A 20,332-nucleotide genomic window follows, 5' to 3' on the forward strand; every position below is an offset into this window, starting at 1 on the left:
CGGATGCTCGAAGGACGGCAGGTTTCGCTCTGGATCGCCACAACCGGTACCACCCGCTATCCCTCCCTGGACACGGATCTTGAGGTCGACGTCGCCGTCGTCGGGGGAGGGATCGCCGGCCTGACGGCGGCGCTGGCCCTCAAGCGCGCCGGCAGCACCGTCGCGGTCCTGGAGGCAGCCCGCATTGGCACCGGCGTCACTGGGCACACCACCGGCAAGGTCACCTCCCTGCACCGGCTGGCCTACACCGAACTCGCGGACCGGCACGGACCGGACGTCGCGGGCACGTACGGGCAGGCCAACCAGGCCGCCATCGAGCACATTGCGCGTGTCGTCGCGGAGGAGGGCATCGACTGCGACTTCCGCAGGGTATCCAATTACACCTACGCAGAATCCGACGACGCCCTCGCCCGGGTCCGCGGCGAGGCGGCCCTGGCCGGGCGGCTCGGCCTGCCAGCCGTCTTTACCTCCGAGGTGCCGCTGCCGTTCGGTGCCCGGGGCGCAGTCCGGTTCGACGGCCAGGCGCAGCTTCACGCGGTCAAGTACCTCCAAGGCCTCGCCCGCGCCGTGGACGGGAGCGGAAGCCACGTACTGGAGGACTCGCGCGTCACCTCGGTCCACGACGGGGTGCCCGCCGTCGTCGGGACCGGGAGCGGCACCGTCCGGGCGCGCGAGGTGATCATTGCCACCAACGTCCCCGCAGGCGACGCCGGCCTGTTTGCCGAGCGCTGCTACCTGCACCGTTCCTACGTCGTTGCCAGCCTGGCACCCGCCGTGCCCCTGGACGGAACCTTCATCAGCGTCGACGAGCCGATGCGCTCCATCCTGGCGATCGACATTGAGGGTTCCCGATTCGTTCTCACCGGCGGCGAGGGGCACCGTGCCGCCGAGGCCAGCGATGCCGCCGAGCGGTACCGCCGCCTCGCGGCTTTCTCCCGGGAACGCCTCGGCACCGGGGAGACCAGCTTCCGCTGGTCCACGCAGGACAACATGCCCGTCGACGGGTTGCCCTACGCCGGGACTTTGACTCCGACGGCGGCGCACCTTCATGTGATCACCGGCCTGCGCAAATGGGGCCTGACCAACGGCACCGCGGCCGCCCTGATCCTGGCCGACACCCTGTCGGGCCGTCACAACCCCTGGGCCGCGGTATTCGATACCAACCGCCCTTCCGCCGGCCAGGCCGGCGGGGTGCGGCAGCAACCGGACCAGCCGCCCCCACACCGGCTGCCGGATCAACCGGCCGTCGCCGGGCTGCGACCCGGCGAAGGCACCGTCGTGGAGATCGATGGCGAAATGACCGCCGTCTACGCTGGCGCTGCCGGGGGCCTCCTCGCCGTCTCGGCCATCTGCACGCATCTGGGTTGCACGGTCGCGTTCAACGCGGACGATTCGACGTGGGACTGCCCCTGCCACGGCTCGCGGTTTTCCGCCGACGGCGCCGTCATCCAGGGCCCGGCGACGATGGACCTGGCGCCGAGACCCGCACCGCGTTAGGTTCCTGCCGGTGTTCCGGCCCGTATGGCGGGGGAGCCGGCGGCCGAAGCGCGGCTTGCCCGGAGCCGTTCCAGCTTGACCACGTCCCGCCCGAATGAAAAGGCCAGCAGCCCAAGCGCCGGCCCGAGCACCATGGCTCCCAGCGGCGGAGGCACCCCCGGCAACAGGGCGAACAGCAGGGCGGCCGGCTGGGTGGCTCCGATGACCCTGCGGACCGTGCTGGACGGCAGCGGGTTCTTCAGGGACGCCCGGAACCAGGCCGCTGCGAGGAACGCGTAGTACATCAGGCCGATGCCCAGGGGCCACAGGCCGAACTTTCCCGCCGCGGCGCAGGACAGCACCAGGACCAGCGCGGCGTCCGTATCCGAATCCAGGCGTGAACCCTCGGCCGTGGCACATCCCGTGAACCGGGCCACCCGTCCGTCGACGGCATCGAGCAGGAACGCGGCCGTGCCCAGGACCACCACCAGAAGGTCTGGTCCGGTTCCGGCTCCGGCGATCAACCCCACCACCGTTTCGGCGGCACAGCAGGCCACGATGCCGGCCCTGCCGAGGGTGACGCGGTCCGCGGGGGTGGAAAAAGGGGGTTTCCGCCGCAGAACGGAGCCGGCGGCCCGGGTGATCACCGCGGCCCCCGCCGCCAGGGCCAGGAGCCAGGGCACAGGATCCGTGAGGACCGCCGCGCCGAGCCAGGCCCACACCACGAGATAGGCGCCGACGGCGGTGCCGGCATCCGCCACGGCACGGCGGGCGGCTGCCGATCCCGGCCCGGTCTGCCCTGGCGCCGGGGAAGCGGTGCCCCTCGTCGGTTCTGCAGGCCGGATTCCAGGCACGTTTGCTGACCCCGTGCCTGTAGACGCCGTGTCCTCTTGTTTCGTGCCTTCTGCAAACGACTTCAGCCTGAACCACCCCGCCCACATGCTAGCAAGTCCGCGGCCCGGGGTTGGTCAATGCTTGGACTGGGTGCCCTGCCCGTTCGTCCGCCGTCCGGCCCGGACGAAACCGATGGCTGCCAGGACGGCTCCGGCGCCTTCAGCCACGGCGCTGACAGACTTCTCGAAGAACCAGATGGGCTCGTACATGGCCGGGAAAGGCCCGAACGCGGGAATATTCACGTAACGGTATGCCACCACGGCCACGAAGGCGCTCAGCGCGACGACGAATGCGACGGCGAAGGCCGCCCTGCTGCCGCGCAGCAGCACGTACAACCCGGCCAGCACAGCGGCAGCTGATTCCAGCAGGAACAGGTTCCCTTGGCCGATTCCCGCGGAGTTCCCCGCCTGGTAGCCCGGGGCCAGGTGGATGTGGGCGGCGGCGTCAATGAACAGGGCAACGGCCGTGAGGATTCGCAGTGTCATGCCCGCCGTATGGACCCGCACGGCCCGTCCGGGGCTCTGGGCGCTCATTTGACCACCAGCGTCCCGTGCATGCCCGGATGGTAGGTGCAGTGATACGCGTAGGATCCGGGCTTCGTCGGCGCGGTGAAGGTGGCAGTGCCGCCGCCCTTGACCTGGGCATCGAACGCTGAGCCTTCGTCAGCCGTGACCGTGTGCGCCGCGGCATCCATGTTGGTTACGGTGACCGCCGCGCCGGGGGCCACGGTGAGCGGGTCGCCGTAGGCGAAGTCCTTGATGGTGATGGTGGTGGCGGCGGCGGTGCCCGCCGTCGGGCCAGCCCCGTAGGCGGGGCCGGGTGGGGGCGCCGACGTCGACGCCGGCGATCCGCTGCCGCCGGCGCACCCGCCGGCGCCCAGCAAGATCAGGAGCAACCATAGCGATGACAGCTTCCGACGAGCATTCATTGCGCACCACCCCGAGCGGCTTGAGGAAACGAGCGGATGAACGTACTAGCTATATTGTGCGCCTGACCGGCACGAATGGAACCAGTCTGCGTCGAACGCCGGTCCGGGACAGCCCGGGGAGATAGCGTAGTCCCTGGCATGCATCCTGCAGCCGAGGGAGGAAAATGGCGTGAAGCGTAAGAAGTCCTGGTCCGCATCGCTCACGGTGCTGATTGCCTTTGCAGCGAACGTCCTTGTCGCGGCAGCCAAGACAGTGGCCGCTCTTGTCTCTGGCTCGGCGTCCATGACTGCCGAGGCGGCCCACTCCTGGGCCGATACCGGCAACCAGGTCTTCCTGCTCATCGCCGAACGGAAAGCCGCGCGGAAACGCGACAAAGCCCACCCCATGGGTTACGGGCGCGAGGCCTACGTATGGTCAATGATCGCCGCCTTTGGCTTGTTTACGGCCGGCGCGGTGGTGTCGGTGATGCACGGCATCCAGCAGCTGATCACCCCGGAACCGCCAGGTGACTATGGGATCGCCTACCTGGTGCTGGCCATCGCGTTCGTCCTTGAAGGCGTGTCCTTCATCCAGGCGTTCCGGCAAAACCGGAAGGCGGCGCGAGAGCTGGACCGGAACACCCTGGAGCAGGTCCTCAAGGGCTCCGACCCCACGCTGCGCGCCGTCTTCGCCGAGGACGGGGCAGCGCTTGTTGGCCTGCTCATCGCCTTCGCCGGGATATTCCTGCACCAGGTCACGGGGTCCTCCGTGCCGGACGCCGTGGGGTCCATTCTGGTGGGCATCCTCCTGGCCGTGGTTGCCGTCGTGCTGATCGACCGGAACCGGCGCTTCCTGGTGGGGCAAGCCGTGACCGGCGATATCGAGGGCACCATGGCCCGCCGCCTCCTCGAGCACCCAGCGATCGAACGCATCACGTACCTGCATCTCGAATACGTCGGCCCGCGCAAGCTTTACGTCGTGGCGGCCGTGGACATACAGGGGGACCTCCGGGAACACGACGTCGCCGCGGCCCTACGCCGCGTTGAACGCGAACTTGAGGACCACGAAACGGTGGAAGAGGCCGTCCTGACACTGGCCACCGCGGACGAGCCCTCGTTGGTCTTCCCCGCCGTTTGAGCACAACGCCGACCTCCGGGTCCGGTCCTTCGGCTGGCTCAGGCGCCGGCCGCCGTCGCGTCCATGCCGGCCGGTGGCTGCAGGCGGGCCCCGGAGGCCAGCAGCGCCTCGAGAACGGGGGACGGGCTGGGACTGGCCAGAAGGAAGCCCTGGCCCATGCCGCAGCCGAGCGAGCGCAGGAGATCCAGCTGCCCGGTGTGCTCGATGCCCTCGGCGATGACAGCCAGGTCCAGTTTCCGGGCCACTTCCAGAATGCCCTCGAGCATCGCCGCAGCCGGGGCGTCCCCAGGCAGCCCGGACAGGAAGGCACGGTCGATCTTGAGAATGTCCGCGGGCAGCGCAGCGAGCGTGCTGAGCGAGGAGAAGCCGGTCCCGAAGTCGTCGATTGCGATGCGGACGCCGAAGCTCTTCAGCCGGTTCAGGGCAGCGACCCCGCCGTCGGCGCTCGTGGCCAGGGCCGATTCGGTGACCTCGAGGATCACCTTGTCGGCCTGCGAGGCGGGGTGGGCCAGGATGCGCTCCAGGGCTGCCAGGTTCCGGTCACTCGATAGCTGAAGAGTGGAAAGATTGACCGAGACCCAGAAGTCTTCGGCAGTGCCGGGGGACCGGCGCCAGCCGGCGACGTGACGGCTTGCGGTGTCCAGGACCCAGCAGCCGATGGGCCCTATCTCGCCGGTTTCCTCGGCCAAGGGGATGAAGTCGGCCGGTCCCAGCCTGCCCAGGGTCGGGTGCTCCCAGCGGACCAGGGCCTCCACCCCGGCGATCTGGCCGGTGCCGAGATTCACGACGGGCTGGTAGTCGAGGCGCAACTGCCCGGCCTGCACGGCTGTGGCGAGGTCCGCCCGGAGAGCGGCCCGGTAGGTCATTTCGTCATATCCCCGGGCATCGAAGAGCTGGTAGCGGCCTTTGCCGCCGTGCTTGGCCATGTACATGGCGAAGTCCGCCTGCCGCATCAACTCGGCCGGATCTGCAGTGGCGGCGCTGCGCTGGGCGGCGCCCATGCTGACGGTTACCTTCAGCCGGACGTCATCGATGCAGAAAGGGTCCCGCAGCGTGTCCTGGATGCGCCGTGCGACGTCGTCCGTCGCCGTGCCGCCCTCATCCGTCACGACGATCGCGAATTCGTCGCCGCCCAGCCGGGCGACGAGGTCATGTCCGCGCACGCAGCCCCGCAGCCGTTGGGCCAGCTGGATGAGCAACGCGTCGCCGCCCTCATGGCCCAGCGAGTCGTTGACGTCTTTGAAGTCGTCGACGTCGATGACCAGCAGGCCTTCACGCCCGTCGCAGACCTCGGCGCCAGCTGTTTCCGGGTTCTTTGTTCCGGGGTCGAACGCGGCGGTGAGGCGTTCGGTGAGGACTGCCCGGTTGGCCAGTCCCGTGAGCGGGTCGTGGGTGGCGCGGAAGGTCAGTTCCAGGTGGTTGTCGTGCACGGTGGCCGCCATGGAATTGAAGGCCTCGGCCAGCTGGCCAAGTTCGTCATTGCGGACAACGCTGATCCGGTGGCTGTAATCACCGGACTGCAGCTTCACGACCCCGCGGTACAGACCCTCCACAGGGCGCATCAGGTACTTGGTCATCCGCCGGCGGAAAAAGAACACCCCGCCCGCGGCCAGCGCAAAGAGGGCCGTGCGGACGGTCGATACCATCTGCTGAAGCCCGGCCCCACGGGCGACGCCGTCGGCAAGCGCGTCGAGCGAAGCGCGACGGACGTCGGCGAGCAGGGCGCGGGCCTTGGCGCTGGATTCGGCGAACGCCGGCGCCTCCGCCACTCGGTTGCCGTGGAGAGTGGCCACCTGGCTTCCCCAGAGATTGTGCGCGGACAGTCCCTCCTGCCAGGCGGCCCGGGCCCCGCGGACTGTGGCCCGCATGCCGTACGCCTCCGGCAGGATCCGGGCGGTGGCATCGAACTGGGCGGAGAGGTCCTTTTGTTGCAACAAAAAGGCGGACGGATCTGCGGGTCCTGCGGACAACAGCTGGAGTCCGGCTTGTTCGTGGGTCTCGATGCCGGTCCGGAGCTCGGAGATGGCCTCCGACTCGACGCGGTGCTGTGCGGCGGCGTGCTGAATCTGGTCCGTGACAAAACGGACGCCGACCAGGGTCACCGCGGCCCCGGCGAGCAGGGCAAGGATCACCAGGATGAATGCCCTGGACCATTCGCGCTGCAGGCTCCCTGCGCGGGCGGGTTTGCCGGTGCGGGGGGTACGGGTGCCCGCCGGCCCTTCAAACGGCATGGCCGGCCCGTCGGATCGTTCGGGTCCACTGGCGTCGTTGGCGGCGGCCGACGGCGGCACATCAGCAGGGTCAGCCAAGCTGCTGGTGGATTTACGCATGGTCAGCCTCCGGCCGTGTGCCGGCAATCGCCGCATCGTCAAACAGGAGCGTAGCCGAACCTGCACCGGCTGGTCATGTCCGGCCGCCTCCCGACACTATTGTGAAGCATGTGACAGAAGTGTATTCGACGGGTGGCCCGGCGGGTAGCGTCCGGTGCCGGAACCACACCTGCCGCGCTGAACGTCCCCGGACCGGCTGAGCCGGTCCTGCCGGGGGCTCTAGCTGAGGCAGTCTGCGCAGTAGGCGTGGCCGGCCTTCTCCTTGGCCAGCTGGGACCGGTGGCGCACCAGGAAACAGGAATAGCAGGTGAATTCGTCTTCCTTTTGCGGGATGACCGTGACGGTCAGTTCCTCGCCGGACAGGTCTGCCCCCGGCAGTTCCACGCCTTCGGAGGTATCGGCCTCGTCGAGTTCGCGGACAACGCTTCGCGCGTCAGGCGCATTCGCCGAACGGAGCGCCTCCAGGGAAGCGTTGCGGGATTCCGCGACGTCGGAGCGTACTTCGTCATAATCGGTTGCCACCTGGTGATACTCATTTCAGTTGCTGGGCGTGTGATTCGGAGTCTCTCCGGATCTACGTGTCGCCGGATCTACGTATCTCTGTATCTCCGGATCTCCGGATCTCCGGGATTGAACCGTACAGCATGACGCCGTGTAAATGCTGGGGACCGGGGCAGTCGCGGCAGTGACGCTCATGACACCCGGAGGCGGACGCCCCCGACGCCGGCCTTCCTGCTTTGTTCGCCACTCGTCACCGGGGCGTCACGCGCCGTTAATTTGGGTGCCCTAGCCTGATTCTTTAGGCACCATCCACCTTGGGCACCATCCGCACCATCCGTCGGGAGGATTCACCATGGCCGATATTGCTGCAGTGCTGGGACGGCTCACGCAGGACGAACTCAATGAACTGCGGTCCCTGGGCCCCAGCGGGCACCTGACCCGGCGCCTGACCGACGCCATCGACCGCGCAGCCGGCGGCCCCGGAGCCGGGCGCGGCTACTACGTCCCCAACGGGAGCGTCAGTTCCACCGGCGGACCGCACGTGGTCCTGCGCAGCGACGTTTCGGGGTGGCTGTTCGGTCCTCCCCAACAGGCCTGACCGAACAGCGACGGGCATCCCCTCCCACTGGACCCGCCAGGTTCCTTCCAGCCCGGCCCCGGAAGGGCCATACTGGCCCAAAGAGAGGGGGCTGGATTGCGGATCCTGATGGTGGAGGATGAGCATGCCCTGGCGGAAACAGTCCGCCGCGGGCTGAAGAACGAGGGGTTCGTCGTCGACGTCGCCCACGACGGCGTGCGGGGACTCGCGGCGGCGCTGGAGAACGCGTACGATGCCATCCTGCTGGACCTCATGCTGCCGCGGATGAACGGCTACGACGTCTTGAAGGAACTGCGGCAACGCAAGGTGTGGACTCCGGTGCTGATGCTCACGGCCAAGGACGGCGAATACGACCAGACCGATGCCTTCGACCTGGGCGCTGATGACTACCTCACCAAGCCGTTCAGCTTCCTGGTGCTGGTGGCCCGGATCAGGGCGTTGATCCGGCGCGGAGCGCCCGCCAGGCCTGTCATCATGACACTTGGCACGCTGTCCCTGGACCCCGTCAGCCACAGTGTGCGCCGCGGCGACACCCTCATCAGCCTCACGGCCAGGGAGTACGGGCTCCTGCATTATCTGATGCGCCGGCATGACCAGATCGTCTCAAAGGCGGAAATCCTGCAAAACGTCTGGGATCCGGCTTTCGAGGGCGCGAACAATGTGGTGGAGGTGTACATCGGCTACCTTCGGCGCAAGATTGATGTCCCGTTCGGGATCCACAGCCTGACCACGGTGCGTGGCATGGGCTATCTGCTCAGCGCCGACCCGACCCCTGAACCCCGTGCCGCCGGGAGTTCCGAGGAGTGACATCGGCCGGCTCCACAGGTTCCGGAAGGGGAAATGTGATCTCAAAGCGGCAGTGACCCGCCGGTCCGTCCGTCGGACGGATGCTCCCATGGTGGGCGGCCACAATTCCAGCCGCGATGGCCAGGCCCAGTCCGCTGCCGCCGCCTTCCCGGGAACGGCTGCCATCGAGCCGGACAAACCGTTCGAAGATCCGTTCCCGGTCCGCCTCCGGGATGGGGTCGCCGTCGTTGTCGACAGTGAGGATGACCCGGTCCCCGGCCGTGTGCAGGTCCACGGCGATCCGGGACAGGGCGTGACGGTCCGCGTTGTCCAGGACATTCCGCAGGACTTGCGCCAGCCGCCGGGCGTCGCCGCGGATCCGGGTCGGAACGAGCTTCACCGAGATCTGGTGCCGGCTGGTGGACCGCAGCCGGCGGATCTCCTGGTCCAGCACGTCGTCAAGATCGACGTCCTTCTGCTCCACGCGCAGGCCGCCGTCATTGGCCTTGGCCAGTGTCAGCAGGTCCTCCACGAGGAAGCTCATGCGGGCCGTCTCCTCGGAGAGGACATCCTTCATCTGAAGCCACATCGCCCCGGTCGGGTCCGCCGCCGCGATCTCGATCCCAGCCCTCAGCGTGGCCAGCGGGCTGCGCAGCTCGTGGCTGGCGTCCGAGACGAATCTGCGCTGTTCGGTGTCCGAGGCCTGCAGCCGGTCCAGCATGGTGTTCATGGTCAGCGCCAGGGCGTGGATTTCGTCGTTGGTGGGCGGGACGTCGACGCGCCCGTCCAGCCGCTCGGCCTTGATCCGGGCCACCTGGCCACGGATCCGCTCAACCTGGCGGAGGGAACGCCCCACCAGGAGCCATACGGCCACGGCCACGGTCCCGAGCAGCAGCGGCGTGGCTCCCAGCATGAACCACGCGACGGTGGAAATGGTGTCCGCCTGTATCTGTGAGGCCTGGGCCACCACCACGGTATAGCTCAACGTGCCGGTCCGTGCTCCCACGGTGACGATGTGGTAGTCGTCGGTGTCTCCGATGCTCGGAAGGCTCGAGACGTCCTGGGTCATGGTCTGGCCCGGGCTGGGCCGCTGGGCTGACAGCGGGGCGTTGGCGACCTCGGGGTCCGAGCTGGCCAGGACATACCCTTCGGCATCCAGCACCTGGACGAACTGGCCCGCATGCGCGGTGTCAATGATGTAGGCCCGGGCATCCTCGATGTCCATGTCCTCCATCTCGGCGACCACGTCCAGGGCCTTCTGCTGGGCTGCGACGTCGCTCGACCGCGCCAGGGACGCCTGCAGCAGGACCAGAAGGACGACGCCGCCGAGCAGCAGCGCCACGGCTACGACGCCGACGGCGACCGCCGTCGAGCGCTTCCGCACGCCCCATCGAATCTCGCCCGTGCCGGGGCCGGAGGGGGCCCGTTTGCCCAGTGCCATGCTCCAAGAATGCGTCAATGCGCGGTTCGGGACAACCACCGCGGCCGCATTGCCGGCGCCGCCCGCCCGGCCGGCACCCCCGGCGGTGGCCGGAGCGCTCCTGCCTGGGCGCACGTCCCCAGGGAGAGGCTGCTCTCAGTCTCTTCTCAGCGGGATGGGGGAGAGTGGAAATAGGCCGCATAAGACCGGCCGCCGGCCGCCACGGGGCCGTTCGTCCACAGATTCCGGCCGCACGCTCTCCTCAACCAGTGTGCGGCCGGACACGGCACCCGGGCGAAGCGGCGCAGCGGACGCCGACACAGCCGCTACCGATATTCCATGCCGATAGGCCGCGGGCCAGCGCCTCAAGGCCGGGGCGTCACCCGGAGCCAGACGAACTGCCGGGCGTCCAGGACCAGTCCCGCGTCGAGGCACACGTGGGCGCCGGTCAGGACGTCGACGGCGCCGGCCGCGAAGCCGGAGAGCGTCAACGCCGTTACCTCCTCGGGGCCGTCGCTGAAGTTGGCCAGGGCGAGGATCAGCGTTCCATTTCCGGGACGCTGATACCCCAGGACTCCCGGGTTGTTCGTGGCGAACCCGACCAGCCGGGTCCCGGCCAGTTCCGGCGTCGCGGACCGTACGGACACCATCCGGCGCAGCCCGGCAAAGACCGCCCCGGCGGGGGTTTCCGGCTCCGCGCGCCGCGCGTACCCTGCGGCCGGGTAGTGCGGCCGGTGCACCCAGCGGCTGTCCGTTCCGTGGCCTTCCTCGGCGGCGTACCCGTAGTCGTTGAACTGGCCGACCTCGTCACCGAGATACAGCAGCGGGATGCCCCCGGCGCTGAAGGCCACCGAGTGGGCCAGCAGGATCCGGTCCACCGCCGCAGCGGTTCCGCCCTCGAGCCCGCAGAGCGACGCCGTTGTGCCGGAAATCCGGCAGTCGCCGGTGCGGGGGTTGTCCTGAAAAGGCACGCCGCGGGCGAAGCTGCCAGGGAAACGGTTGACGAAGAAGGAATTGAGGAACCGCCGGTGCTCGAAGGCATTGATGCCAAGCTCGGCAGCGTCCTCATCCGCAAACGTCCAGCCGATGTCGTCATGGCTGCGGACATAGTTCACCCACGCCGTGCCGTCCGGAATATTGTGGCGCCGCTCCAGGGCCTGGGTGAGCAGGGACACGTCGCGGGTGGCCAGCGCCTCCCAGATCAGCGCCATCTGCAGGGGGTTGTAGGAGAGCTGGCACTCGGCGGGGTCAATGTAGCGGGCCACCTCGTCGGGGTGGACGATCGCCTCGGACTTGAACAGCAGCGACGGCGCCGCCAGCCGGCACACGGCATTGAACGCCTGCAGCAGCGTGTGGGCTTCGGGAAGGTTCTCACAGGGCGTGCCGAGCTGCTTCCAAATGAAGGCGACGGCGTCCATCCGGAGAATGTCCACGCCCTGGTTGGCCAGGAACAGCATCTCGCCCGCCATGGCCCGGAACACGTCCGGGTTGGAGTAGTTCAGGTCCCACTGGAAGGTGTGGAACGTGGTCCAGACCCACCGTCCGTCCGGCAAATCCACAAATGAGCCGGGATGGTCGTCCGGAAAGATTTCGCGCACGGTTTGCTCGAACGCGTCCGGCATGGACCTGTCCGGGAAGATCCAGTAGTAGTCGCTGTAGGCCGGTTCGCCCGCGGCCGCCTTCCGGGCCCATTCGTGCTCGTCGGAGGTGTGGTTGAAGATGAAGTCGACCACGAGGCTGATGCTGTTCGCCCGCAGCTCGGCGGCGAGGTCACGCAGCTGCTCCATGGTGCCCAGCCCGGGATTGACGTCCCGGTAACTGGAAACGGCGTAGCCGCCGTCGGAGTGCGGTTCGGGGGCCAGGAACAGCGGCATCAGGTGCAGGTAGGTCAGGCCCAGTTCTTTGAAATAGGGGATCCGGGCGCGGACGCCTTCGAGGTCCCTGGCGTATCTGTCGACGTAGCAAACGCCGCCGAGCATGGTGTTGGACTGGAACCAGCCGCTGTTGTGTTCCCGTTCGGCGTCGAGACCCTTGAGCGCGGCAGGCCTCTCGGCCCACGAGCGGGCAGACTGCATCACAAGGTCGGTGAGCTGATCCAGCCAATCCGGCCGCGCGCCGTAGAGATCGTGGAACAGCCGCAACAAGACCGGGAAATGACGGTCGAAGCGCTCTTCGAAGACGGCCCGGTCCGCGCCGTCCCACCCGATGCCCGTGCCCGCCGCTAAGGCCCGGAGCACATGCCGGCGGGCCTCGCTGTCGACGCCGTCGGCTACGAGGGCGGGTTCAACCATGGAGCATCTCCTTTGACCAGTTTCAGTCCCCGACGGTGCGACGACCGTTCACATCCTTGCAGACGGACGCGCGGGTGCCCAGCACAGCAGCCGTGTCCGGCGAGGGAAGGCAGCCGACAGCCGATGCCGCCCATGGTGCTGCCGGGAAGGTCTATAGGCTGGCGTGATGACCGCCCTGACTGATCTCCTGCCCACGCTGCTGGGCGTCGGGCTCCTGATGCTGGTCACCGTGGGGTTGCTTGCGGTTTTCCGGATCCCGCACCGAACGGCGCCGGCGCTGGCCATCCTGCGCGGGGCTGTGCAACTGGCTGTCATCAGCCTCATACTGGGCACTGTCATCACCAGTCCGGTCTGGGTCGGCGCCGCACTTCTCGTGATGTTTTCGGTGGCCGCAGTGACGGCCGCGCGTCGCCTGGGGTGGAGTTGGGGCCGCCTGGCGGTAGTGGGGGGCTCGATGGCGGCCGGCATCCTGGTGACCCTGGCGATCGTTTTCGGCACGGGCGCGATAGCCCTGACGCCCCGCTACGCGCTGGCAATTGGGGGGATCGTGATCGGCAATGCGATGACCATCGCCACCCTGGCCGGCCGGCACTTTGCCGAGTCGGTGAATGAACGTTGGGATGAGGTTGAAGCGTGGCTGGCTTTGGGGGCGACGCGGCGTCAGTCGACGTTGGAGCTGGCCCGGCGCGCCGTCTATTCAGCCCTCATTCCTTCGACCGACCAGACTAAGACGACGGGACTTGTCACCCTGCCCGGGGCGTTTGTGGGTGCGATCTTCGGCGGCCTTTCACCCTTGGAAGCGGGCCGCTTCCAGATCGTCGTCCTCGCCTCGATCATGGCGGCAGGTTCCATGACCGCCGTGGCCCTGATCGGGATCATCGCGCCGGTGAGGGTGCGTCCGGTGCCTCCACGCTAGCTTCCGCGCAGTGGCCCGTCCTAACTACGCCGGCACCCGGATGACGAGGGGGTCCATCGCCTGGCCGTCGGCGTACTGGCCGTCGAACAGTTCCGAACCGGCCTGGGAGATGGCGACCTCGACGCGCTCCCAGACGAGAAACCCTTCCATGTTGCGGGGCGCGGCAGTGCGCAGGGTGCCGACATCCGAGCGGTCGGTCCCGCCGCCGTCGCCCGTGCTGATGGACAGGACCCCGTGCCCGGCCGCGAACTCGACCCATGGATCCAGCAGCCGGACGAACATCATTCCGTGGTGCCCGGCGACGCGGACATCGCCGCGGAACCGCAGCACCCCGGTGCCACTGGCGGGATCGTACTCGGAACCGGCGGGAGCGAAACAGAACTCTCCGGACGCAGTGACCGTGGCGCCGTCGGCCGCGGAAACAGCACCGTCCGGGAGTCCCGAAATGTAATCCATAAAGCTGCGCTTGATGCCCCAGGTCAGACCCGGCAGGGGCAGCGGGGCGGGGGAGGCGGACGTTGGTGTCACGTAGGTTCTCCTGGGCTGTCGGGCGGATCTACGTCCGAGCCTAGCCGCGGATCCGCGCCGGGCTGAACTGTTGCACCGCCGCCGCTTCATCCTGCGTATTTCTCTGACGGCGTATGCCCGCCAGGACTACTCCCGGGACGGCGGTGGTTGACTTGGATGAGTACCGTTTAGCAGGAGGTGCACCGTGGCCGCGTCAATCAGCAGGGTATCCGGATCCGATGTGTCCGAAGACCCGCTGGATTCCTATTCCGCAACGGTCATCCGCGTGGCCGAGGCTGTCACCCAGCACGTCGCCGCGCTCGAGATGACCGGCAACGGGCGCAACGGCAGGTTGAGGGTCGGTGCGGGGTCGGCCGTGCTGTTCACCACGGACGGATATCTGCTGACGAACGCCCACGTAGTGGGAGGCGCCCAGTCCGGCCACGCAGTCTTCGCCGACGGCACCAGCACGGCTGTTGACGTGGTGGGCGCCGACCCGCTCTCCGATCTTGCCGTGGTCCACGGCAGGGCACCCACCGCTGCACCGGCTGAACTCGGCGATGCCGAGTCCCTTCGGGTCGGCCAGCTGGTCATCGCCGTGGGCAATCCGCTCGGGCTCGCCGGCTCCGTCACCGCCGGGGTGGTCAGCGGGCTGGGCCGTTCGATCCCGGTCTGGTCCGGACGGAGCCGGCGCGTGATCGAGGACGTCATCCAGACCGACGCGGCCCTCAACCCCGGCAGCTCCGGCGGGGCGCTGGCAGACGCCCGCGGGCGGATCGTCGGCATCAATACGGCCGTGGCCGGTGTCGGGCTCGGCCTGGCCGTTCCCATCAACGCGACGTCCCGGCGGATCATCGCTTCGCTGCTCAAGGACGGCCGCGTCCGCCGGGCCTACCTGGGCCTGGTCAACACACCCATCCAGTTGCAGCCGAGCGCCGTCGTCCGGACGGGCCGCAGGGAGGGCCTGCTCGTGGTCGAAGTCCTCCCGGATTCCCCCGCCGAGCGGGCCGGGCTACGGGCCGGCGACATCCTCCTGAAGGTCGGACACATGTATGTGTCCAACGCCGAGAGCCTGCAGAAACTGCTGTTCGCCGAAGCGATCGGGGAGCCGCTGGACCTTGCCGTGCTCCGGGACGGCGCGGACCTGCGACTGGTGGCTGTGCCCGCCGAGATGACCGATAACCAGTAGGGAAACCCGGTCCGGACCCGCGGTTTCAACGTGCTGGAATTTGGCCGCCGGGGGCCAAATCCTTGCCCGCCTAAACTACTTGGGTCCGCATGGCGGCGGCCCGCGGAATTACTTGGCTGGCGCCGCAATCACCTGCCCTCCGCTCCGCCCGCTTACTCAGCGGTACTGACCCCTGTACGCGTCTTTCTTTGGGCGAAAGATCGGGTAGCGGCATGCCTTGTTGCGCCCCGCCGGGCGTGTCACGGTGTCATTGGAAAGCCGGAGGGAACAGAGCCTCAGTACGGCCTGGTTTCAATGTTGATCCGGCTCTCCATAGACGATTGAGTTCGTTTTACCTGGGGAAATCGGAGAACATCGTGGATAGCCCAAAGGAAACAGCACCTTCCATTTCGGTCCGCCTCTTCGGATCATTCGAAGTGCGCCGGGACGGCGTGGCGCTCACCGCCGCCGACATGGGCGGATGCAAGCCCCGGCACATACTGGAAATCCTTCTCCTGAACCTTGGCACGCCCGTGTCCAAGACCCGCCTGATCGATCTTCTCTGGGGCGCAGGAGCCAGTGACGGCTCCGTAGCGACCCTCGAGAGCTACATCAGCGGTATCCGCCGTGCCATCCAGCCGGGGCAGACCAAAACCGGCCCGCTCCGCACGGCCAACAGTGGCTACGTGCTGGACCCTACGCTCGTGGACCTCGATCTGTTCCGGTTCCGTGACCTGGTCCGCGACGCGGGTGAGCTGCCTCCGGCGGAGGCCTACCCCCTGATGCTCGAGGCCCTGGAGATTTCCGCCGAGCCGCTGCTCGGGTTCGAACTTGCCTCCGACTGGGCCGAAGAGGCGCGCGCACGCCATGCAGCCGAGAAGGTGGCGCTGCAGATCCTCGCGGCAGAAACGGCGGCTCTGCTGGACAAACCAGACGATGCCGTCAACCTGGTCCAGGCTGCCATTCGCGCGGAGCCCCTGAACGAGCGGGCCTGGACGGTGCTGGTGACGGCCTATGAACAGGCAGGCCTGCCGGCGGAGGGCCTCTCGGCCTATGACCGCTGCCGGCGGCTCTTCGACCGCGACCTTGGCTGCAGCCCCGGTCCGGCCCTCCAGGAAGCTCATCTGCGGCTCCTGCGGCAGCGTGCGGAAAGCAACTCCGAACTCTCCGAGGTACTGGCGGCGCTGCTCTATCTGGGCGAGCGGTTGAACGGGCCCAAGAGCCGGCAGCTGCCGGCGGCCGAGTCCCGGCGCATGCATGAGAACGCCGGGCGGGTGCTTGATTCCTTCCTCCAGCGCGTCCGGGCCGCGGTCTGACCCCCGCGGGGCCGCCACCGGTGGACCGGCGGCGCCCAATTGATGACCGGGATGGCCGCCAACCGGACGCGGGCGTTAGCTTCGTCACGTGGCCGGGATTCTCGGGGAATTCCGCCGCGCCGGGCCCCATACTGGGAATATCCCCGGCGGGCAGTCCCACCGCCAGGTGTGAGGAGGGCCCATGGAAACCTTGAAGAAAGTCGTCACGAACGAGTACTTCCCCGCAGCCGCTGTGCTGTCCGGAGTCATCCTGTTCTGGGTCCTGGGCCTCTTCGGCGGACTGTCCCTCCTGAGCACCCGCCAAAGCCCGGTGACCACCCTGACGTGGATGATGTTCGTCTACGCCGCAGCGGTGCTCTCGCCCCTGGCCGGGCTTGTCGCCGCCATCGACCTCGTGCGCCGGTGGCTGCGGAACCGGCAGGCGGCCACGGCGGAATCCGCCTAGTCCGCCCCGCCTGGTCAGCCGGCAGGCGCCATGCCGTTGCCGGCGTCGTCTGCTAACCGAAGCGCGACTGTTACTCGAAGCGCGACGGATCACCCATGCCGCGCCGGACGATTTCCGCGACGCCGCTGGAGTAGTCGATCACCGTGGTTGGCTCGGCACCACAGTCGCCGGAATCGATCACGGCGTCCACCACGTGGTCCAGGCGTTCCTTGATCTCCCACCCCTGAGTGAGTGGCTCTTCCTCATCGGGAAGCAGCAAAGTGCTCGACAGCAGCGGCTCGCCGAGCTCAGCGAGCAGCGCCTGCACGACGTGGTTGTCCGGGATGCGCACGCCAACGGTCTTTTTCTTCGGGTGCAGCAGACGTTTCGGGACCTCCCTGGTCGCCGGCAGGATGAAGGTATAGCTGCCGGGCGTGACGGCCTTGATGCTGCGGAACACATCGTTGTCGATCTGGACGAACTGGCCCAACTGGGCGAAGTCCTTGCAGACGAGGGTGAAATGATGCTTGCCGTCCAACTGCCGGATGGTCCGGATCCGGTCCAGGGCCTCCCGGTTGCCCAGCTGAGCGCCCAGCGCATAGCAGGAATCCGTGGGGTAAGCGATCAGGCCGCCTGAGCGCACGATGTCCACCGCCTGGAGGATCGAACGGTGCTGGGGGTTCTCGGGGTGCACATCGAAGTATCTCGCCATGCCAAGAGCATACGCCCGGCGGCCGCCCGGACGGCCACTGCGGAGCCCGTCAGCCGACCCGAACGCCCCGCGGTGGAGCAGGGCCGGCCGCTGCTTGTGCACAGACAGTTCTGTCTGATACCTTCGTTCCCGATGTAGACAAACCTGTCTACACCCCACTCATGCAGCTTTGCGGCAACGAACACCGAGAGCGAGAACCGAATGCTGTCAATGGCAGGAAAGACAGTTCTGATCACCGGAGGCACCGGCGGGATCGGCAAGGCCACGGCTCTGGGTCTGGCCGCCCTGGGTGCGCGGGTTGCCATCACCGGCCGCAACGCTGACAGGGCATCTCGGGCAGCTGAGGAGATCCGCGCTGTGGCGTCGGCCCCCGTCGAGGTGTTCACCGCCGATCTCTCCTCCCAGCGGGAAGTCCGCAGGCTGGCCGAGGAGGTGCTGAATACCTTGGACCGCCTCGATGTGCTGGTCAACAATGCGGGCGGATTCTGGAACACCCGCCGCGTCACCGTGGATGGACTTGAGTACACCTTCGCCCTTAACCACCTTGCTCCTTTCCTGCTCACCAACCTGCTCCTTGAACGGTTGAAGGAGAGCGGACCGGCGCGGATCGTAACGGTCTCGTCCGGCGCCCAGGCCATGGCCCGGATGGACTTCGCGGACCTGCTGGCCGAACGGTCCTACTCGGGGCAGCGGGCGTACAACCAGTCGAAACTGGCCAACGTCTTGTTCACTTACGGACTCGCCGCACGTCTCTCCGGCACCCGCGTCACCGCAAATGTGCTCCACCCCGGAGTCGTGGCGACGGCGTTCGGAGCCGAAGATCCGGGCCGGCTGCAAGAGTTCCTGACACCGCTGGTTCAGCGGTGGATGAAAACCCCCGAGCAGGGCGCCCGGACCTCCATCTACCTTGCCTCGGCGCCGGAGCTCGAAAACGTCACCGGCCAGTACTTTGCCAGCAGCACTCCCAAGAAATCATCAAAACGCAGCTACAGCCAGTCCGATATTGACCGCCTCTGGCAGGTCAGCTCGGCTCTGGTCGGCCTCGAATCCGACTCTGAAAGAAGCACGAACCTTCCATGACCCCACAGCGCACACTCGTCCTTGTTGCCCACCCTGACCTGGAAAGCTCGCGGATCACCGCGCACCTCACCTCAGCCATCATGGACCTGGAGCACGTGACGGTGCATGACCTCTCCGCCGCCCACCCGGACCGGCGGTTCGACACCGCCCGGGAACAGGAGTTGCTGCGCGGGCACGACACCATCGTCTGGCAGTTCCCGTGGCACTGGTACTCCGTCCCGGGGGTCCTGAAGGAGTGGATGGACCAGGTGCTCACATACGGCTTCGCGTACGGCGCCGGAGGCGACGCCCTCCACGGAAAGCGGCTCCAGCTGGTGCTGTCGACCGGCGGCCCTGAATCCTCCTACGCGCCGGCAGGACACAACCGCTTCACGATGGAGGAGCTCCTGCGCCCCCTCGACGCGACTGCGCACTTGTGCGGCCTGGAGATGGCCCGGCCACTCATCCTGCATTCGGCACCCCGGGTGGACGCCGACGAACTCGGCCGGCACGCCGCCCGGTACCGCGAACTGCTGGCTCCCGCGGCGGTCGCCGCGCGGTAGCCGGAATCCGGTGCGTCGGATCCGAAGCAACTGGGGGAGCGGCGGTCAGGCGGCCTGGGCAGCGAACATGAAAGCAGACCCGCCGGCCCGGCTCCTCGTAGGCTTTGCCCGGCCGAGTAGCCCGTTGCCGCGAGCAGCAGCACCGCCGGCGTCCAGCGCAGGGCCTCGTCCGCCGTCATGGCCACACAGTCACAACTGCTCGTCGTGGTGGATCCGTTCGCCCAGCTGCCGCAACGGCTCCCCGCTGCCGCTCCACTGTTGGGCGATGAACTCTGCCGCGATGGACACCGCCGTTTCCTCCGGGGTGCGGGCGCCCAGATCCAGGCCGACAGGACTGTGAAGCCTGGACAACTCGGCCCCAGTCAGTCCCGTCTGCCGAAGCCGTGCCATCCTGTCCTCGTGCGTGCGCCGGGATCCCATGGCGCCGATAAAGGCCACGGGGCTGCCGCGCAGGGCCACCTCAAGGACGGGGATGTCGAACTTCGGGTCGTGGGTCAGGACGCAGAGCACAGCCCTGGAATCCAGCAGCCCTTGGGCAAACTGCTCGCTTAGGTACCGGTGTGGCCACGCGTTGACCACCTCGGCGGCGTCAGGGAATCGCGCGGGCGTCGCGAAGACGGACCGCGCATCGCAGACGGTCACCCGGTAGCCCAGGAACGCGCCCAGCCGCGCCAGCGCCGCGGCGAAGTCAATGGCGCCGAAGACGAGCATGCGCGGCGGCGGTGCATAGCTGGCAAAGAAGACGCGCATGCCGGTGTCCAGCCGCTCGCCGTCCACGCCGTAGTTCAGGATGCCCGTCCGGCCGGCGGCGAGAAGACCCTGGGTGTCGTCGCCGACGGCGCGGTTGGTCCGGTCCGAGCCCAGGTCACCCGCGCAACCGTCCGGCCTGACAACCAGGTGCCGCCCCACACGGCCGGCATCCGGGTGTTCGATGACCGTGGCGACGCCCACGCGGCGCCCGGCGGTGATGTCCTGGGCGACGGCGTCGAGTTCGGCAAAGTGTTGCCGGGAGACAGGTTCGACGAAGATGTCGATGATTCCACCGCAGGTCAGGCCCACGGCATAGGCGTCGTCGTCGCTGATCCCGTAGCGCACCAGGGCCGGCTCGCCGTCGTCCTTGACCTGGGTGGCGAGCTCGTAGACGGCGCCCTCGACGCAGCCGCCGGAGACGGAGCCCACGGCCTCGCCGCCGGCCGTCACCAGCATGGCGGCCCCGGGGAGCCGGGGCGCAGATCTGAATGTGCTCACAACGGTGGCCAGGCCTGCCGTGGCACCGCTTCGCCAGTCGGGCAACATGGCCGCGAGGACATCACGCATCGGCGCTCC

20 protein-coding genes are annotated in these 20,332 nt (G+C 68.0%); 10 read left to right on the forward strand and 10 right to left on the reverse strand.

Annotation, left to right across the window (positions count from 1 at the left end):
* Positions 1–3 precede the first annotated feature (3 nt).
* Positions 4–1,497: an FAD-dependent oxidoreductase gene (locus AC1DBX_RS10855; protein ID WP_476931735.1), complete on the forward strand. Its 1,494-nt coding sequence runs from the start codon at positions 4–6 to the stop codon at positions 1,495–1,497.
* Here AC1DBX_RS10855 and AC1DBX_RS10860 read toward each other — a convergent pair.
* The 3 genes from AC1DBX_RS10860 to AC1DBX_RS10870 all read right to left on the reverse strand — a co-directional run bounded on the left by AC1DBX_RS10860 (position 1,494) and on the right by AC1DBX_RS10870 (position 3,265).
* The gene (locus AC1DBX_RS10860; RefSeq protein WP_476931736.1) at positions 1,494–2,237 is read right to left on the reverse strand and encodes a CDP-alcohol phosphatidyltransferase family protein; all 744 of its coding nucleotides are present in this window, start codon (positions 2,235–2,237) and stop codon (positions 1,494–1,496) included. The two genes, AC1DBX_RS10855 and AC1DBX_RS10860, sit on opposite strands and share 4 nt — an antisense overlap.
* Positions 2,238–2,444: 207 nt before the next feature.
* Entirely contained in the window at positions 2,445–2,855 is a 411-nt protein-coding gene (locus AC1DBX_RS10865) for a hypothetical protein (protein WP_476931737.1), read from the reverse strand.
* A gap of 44 nt (positions 2,856–2,899) precedes the next feature.
* Positions 2,900–3,265 carry a cupredoxin domain-containing protein gene (locus tag AC1DBX_RS10870; RefSeq protein ID WP_476849573.1) on the reverse strand — a complete coding sequence of 122 codons (366 nt, stop codon included), beginning with the start codon at positions 3,263–3,265 and terminating at the stop codon, positions 2,900–2,902.
* Between the two features lie 202 nt (positions 3,266–3,467).
* Here AC1DBX_RS10870 and AC1DBX_RS10875 point away from each other — a divergent pair, with 202 nt between their 5' ends.
* A complete protein-coding gene (locus AC1DBX_RS10875) occupies positions 3,468–4,415 on the forward strand; it encodes a cation diffusion facilitator family transporter (protein WP_476931738.1) in 948 nt (315 codons plus the stop codon).
* A 38-nt stretch (positions 4,416–4,453) separates the two neighbouring features.
* Here the strand turns inward: AC1DBX_RS10875 and AC1DBX_RS10880 are convergent, their stop codons facing one another.
* On the reverse strand, positions 4,454–6,745 hold the full coding sequence (locus AC1DBX_RS10880) for a putative bifunctional diguanylate cyclase/phosphodiesterase (protein ID WP_476931739.1): 2,292 nt from the start codon (positions 6,743–6,745) through the stop codon (positions 4,454–4,456).
* Between the two features lie 219 nt (positions 6,746–6,964).
* Positions 6,965–7,267: a DUF4193 domain-containing protein gene (locus tag AC1DBX_RS10885; RefSeq protein WP_028276793.1), complete on the reverse strand. Its 303-nt coding sequence runs from the start codon at positions 7,265–7,267 to the stop codon at positions 6,965–6,967.
* 331 nt (positions 7,268–7,598) lie between these two features.
* Here AC1DBX_RS10885 and AC1DBX_RS10890 point away from each other — a divergent pair, with 331 nt between their 5' ends.
* Both AC1DBX_RS10890 and AC1DBX_RS10895 read left to right on the forward strand, forming a co-directional pair.
* A complete protein-coding gene (locus AC1DBX_RS10890) occupies positions 7,599–7,844 on the forward strand; it encodes a hypothetical protein (RefSeq protein ID WP_230008878.1) in 246 nt (81 codons plus the stop codon).
* 96 nt (positions 7,845–7,940) lie between these two features.
* On the forward strand, positions 7,941–8,651 hold the full coding sequence (locus AC1DBX_RS10895) for a response regulator transcription factor (RefSeq protein ID WP_230008877.1): 711 nt from the start codon (positions 7,941–7,943) through the stop codon (positions 8,649–8,651).
* Here AC1DBX_RS10895 and AC1DBX_RS10900 read toward each other — a convergent pair.
* Positions 8,599–10,071: a sensor histidine kinase gene (locus tag AC1DBX_RS10900; RefSeq protein ID WP_476931740.1), complete on the reverse strand. Its 1,473-nt coding sequence runs from the start codon at positions 10,069–10,071 to the stop codon at positions 8,599–8,601. The two genes, AC1DBX_RS10895 and AC1DBX_RS10900, sit on opposite strands and share 53 nt — an antisense overlap.
* Positions 10,072–10,415: 344 nt before the next feature.
* A complete protein-coding gene (locus tag AC1DBX_RS10905) occupies positions 10,416–12,341 on the reverse strand; it encodes an alpha-amylase family protein (protein ID WP_476931741.1) in 1,926 nt (641 codons plus the stop codon).
* 166 nt (positions 12,342–12,507) lie between these two features.
* Here AC1DBX_RS10905 and AC1DBX_RS10910 point away from each other — a divergent pair, with 166 nt between their 5' ends.
* Positions 12,508–13,257: an ABC transporter permease gene (locus AC1DBX_RS10910; protein WP_476855969.1), complete on the forward strand. Its 750-nt coding sequence runs from the start codon at positions 12,508–12,510 to the stop codon at positions 13,255–13,257.
* Positions 13,258–13,281: 24 nt separating this feature from the next.
* Here the strand turns inward: AC1DBX_RS10910 and AC1DBX_RS10915 are convergent, their stop codons facing one another.
* Entirely contained in the window at positions 13,282–13,785 is a 504-nt protein-coding gene (locus tag AC1DBX_RS10915) for an HtaA domain-containing protein (RefSeq protein ID WP_476871518.1), read from the reverse strand.
* Between the two features lie 184 nt (positions 13,786–13,969).
* Between AC1DBX_RS10915 and AC1DBX_RS10920 the strand changes: the two genes are divergently transcribed.
* The 3 genes from AC1DBX_RS10920 (at position 13,970) to AC1DBX_RS10930 (ending at position 16,693) form a co-directional block, all read left to right on the forward strand.
* Positions 13,970–14,953, forward strand: coding sequence for a S1C family serine protease (locus AC1DBX_RS10920; RefSeq protein ID WP_476871519.1), 984 nt, complete (start codon positions 13,970–13,972; stop codon positions 14,951–14,953).
* Positions 14,954–15,309: 356 nt separating this feature from the next.
* Positions 15,310–16,248 (forward strand): AfsR/SARP family transcriptional regulator, encoded by a 939-nt coding sequence (locus AC1DBX_RS10925; protein ID WP_476931742.1) that lies wholly within the window; start codon positions 15,310–15,312, stop codon positions 16,246–16,248.
* 181 nt (positions 16,249–16,429) lie between these two features.
* Positions 16,430–16,693: a hypothetical protein gene (locus tag AC1DBX_RS10930; protein ID WP_476855967.1), complete on the forward strand. Its 264-nt coding sequence runs from the start codon at positions 16,430–16,432 to the stop codon at positions 16,691–16,693.
* A 70-nt stretch (positions 16,694–16,763) separates the two neighbouring features.
* Here the strand turns inward: AC1DBX_RS10930 and AC1DBX_RS10935 are convergent, their stop codons facing one another.
* Entirely contained in the window at positions 16,764–17,384 is a 621-nt protein-coding gene (locus AC1DBX_RS10935) for an L-threonylcarbamoyladenylate synthase (protein WP_079549522.1), read from the reverse strand.
* Between the two features lie 210 nt (positions 17,385–17,594).
* Here AC1DBX_RS10935 and AC1DBX_RS10940 point away from each other — a divergent pair, with 210 nt between their 5' ends.
* Both AC1DBX_RS10940 and AC1DBX_RS10945 read left to right on the forward strand, forming a co-directional pair.
* Positions 17,595–18,464 carry an SDR family NAD(P)-dependent oxidoreductase gene (locus AC1DBX_RS10940; protein ID WP_476871520.1) on the forward strand — a complete coding sequence of 290 codons (870 nt, stop codon included), beginning with the start codon at positions 17,595–17,597 and terminating at the stop codon, positions 18,462–18,464.
* Positions 18,461–19,006, forward strand: a complete 546-nt coding sequence (locus AC1DBX_RS10945; protein ID WP_476871521.1) for an NAD(P)H-dependent oxidoreductase — start codon at positions 18,461–18,463, stop codon at positions 19,004–19,006. The genes AC1DBX_RS10940 and AC1DBX_RS10945 overlap by 4 nt, the downstream gene beginning before the upstream one ends.
* A 189-nt stretch (positions 19,007–19,195) precedes the next feature.
* Here AC1DBX_RS10945 and AC1DBX_RS10950 read toward each other — a convergent pair whose 3' ends face one another.
* Positions 19,196–20,323, reverse strand: a complete 1,128-nt coding sequence (locus AC1DBX_RS10950) for an XdhC family protein (RefSeq protein WP_476871522.1) — start codon at positions 20,321–20,323, stop codon at positions 19,196–19,198.
* Positions 20,324–20,332: the final 9 nt, after the last annotated feature.

This window comes from Arthrobacter sp. 10N44_2, from assembly GCF_056394385.1.

Coding starts and splice junctions, on each gene's coding strand:
- AC1DBX_RS10890 (WP_230008878.1), top strand. CDS start 7,599: ATGGCCGATATTGCTGCAGTGCTGGGACGGCTCACGCAGGACGAACTC.
- AC1DBX_RS10930 (WP_476855967.1), top strand. CDS start 16,430: ATGGAAACCTTGAAGAAAGTCGTCACGAACGAGTACTTCCCCGCAGCC.
- AC1DBX_RS10900 (WP_476931740.1), bottom strand. CDS start 10,071: ATGGCACTGGGCAAACGGGCCCCCTCCGGCCCCGGCACGGGCGAGATT.
- AC1DBX_RS10945 (WP_476871521.1), top strand. CDS start 18,461: ATGACCCCACAGCGCACACTCGTCCTTGTTGCCCACCCTGACCTGGAA.
- AC1DBX_RS10865 (WP_476931737.1), bottom strand. CDS start 2,855: ATGACACTGCGAATCCTCACGGCCGTTGCCCTGTTCATTGACGCCGCC.
- AC1DBX_RS10910 (WP_476855969.1), top strand. CDS start 12,508: ATGACCGCCCTGACTGATCTCCTGCCCACGCTGCTGGGCGTCGGGCTC.
- AC1DBX_RS10940 (WP_476871520.1), top strand. CDS start 17,595: ATGGCAGGAAAGACAGTTCTGATCACCGGAGGCACCGGCGGGATCGGC.
- AC1DBX_RS10935 (WP_079549522.1), bottom strand. CDS start 17,384: ATGGCGAGATACTTCGATGTGCACCCCGAGAACCCCCAGCACCGTTCG.
- AC1DBX_RS10905 (WP_476931741.1), bottom strand. CDS start 12,341: ATGGTTGAACCCGCCCTCGTAGCCGACGGCGTCGACAGCGAGGCCCGC.
- AC1DBX_RS10950 (WP_476871522.1), bottom strand. CDS start 20,323: ATGCGTGATGTCCTCGCGGCCATGTTGCCCGACTGGCGAAGCGGTGCC.
- AC1DBX_RS10880 (WP_476931739.1), bottom strand. CDS start 6,745: ATGCGTAAATCCACCAGCAGCTTGGCTGACCCTGCTGATGTGCCGCCG.
- AC1DBX_RS10855 (WP_476931735.1), top strand. CDS start 4: ATGCTCGAAGGACGGCAGGTTTCGCTCTGGATCGCCACAACCGGTACC.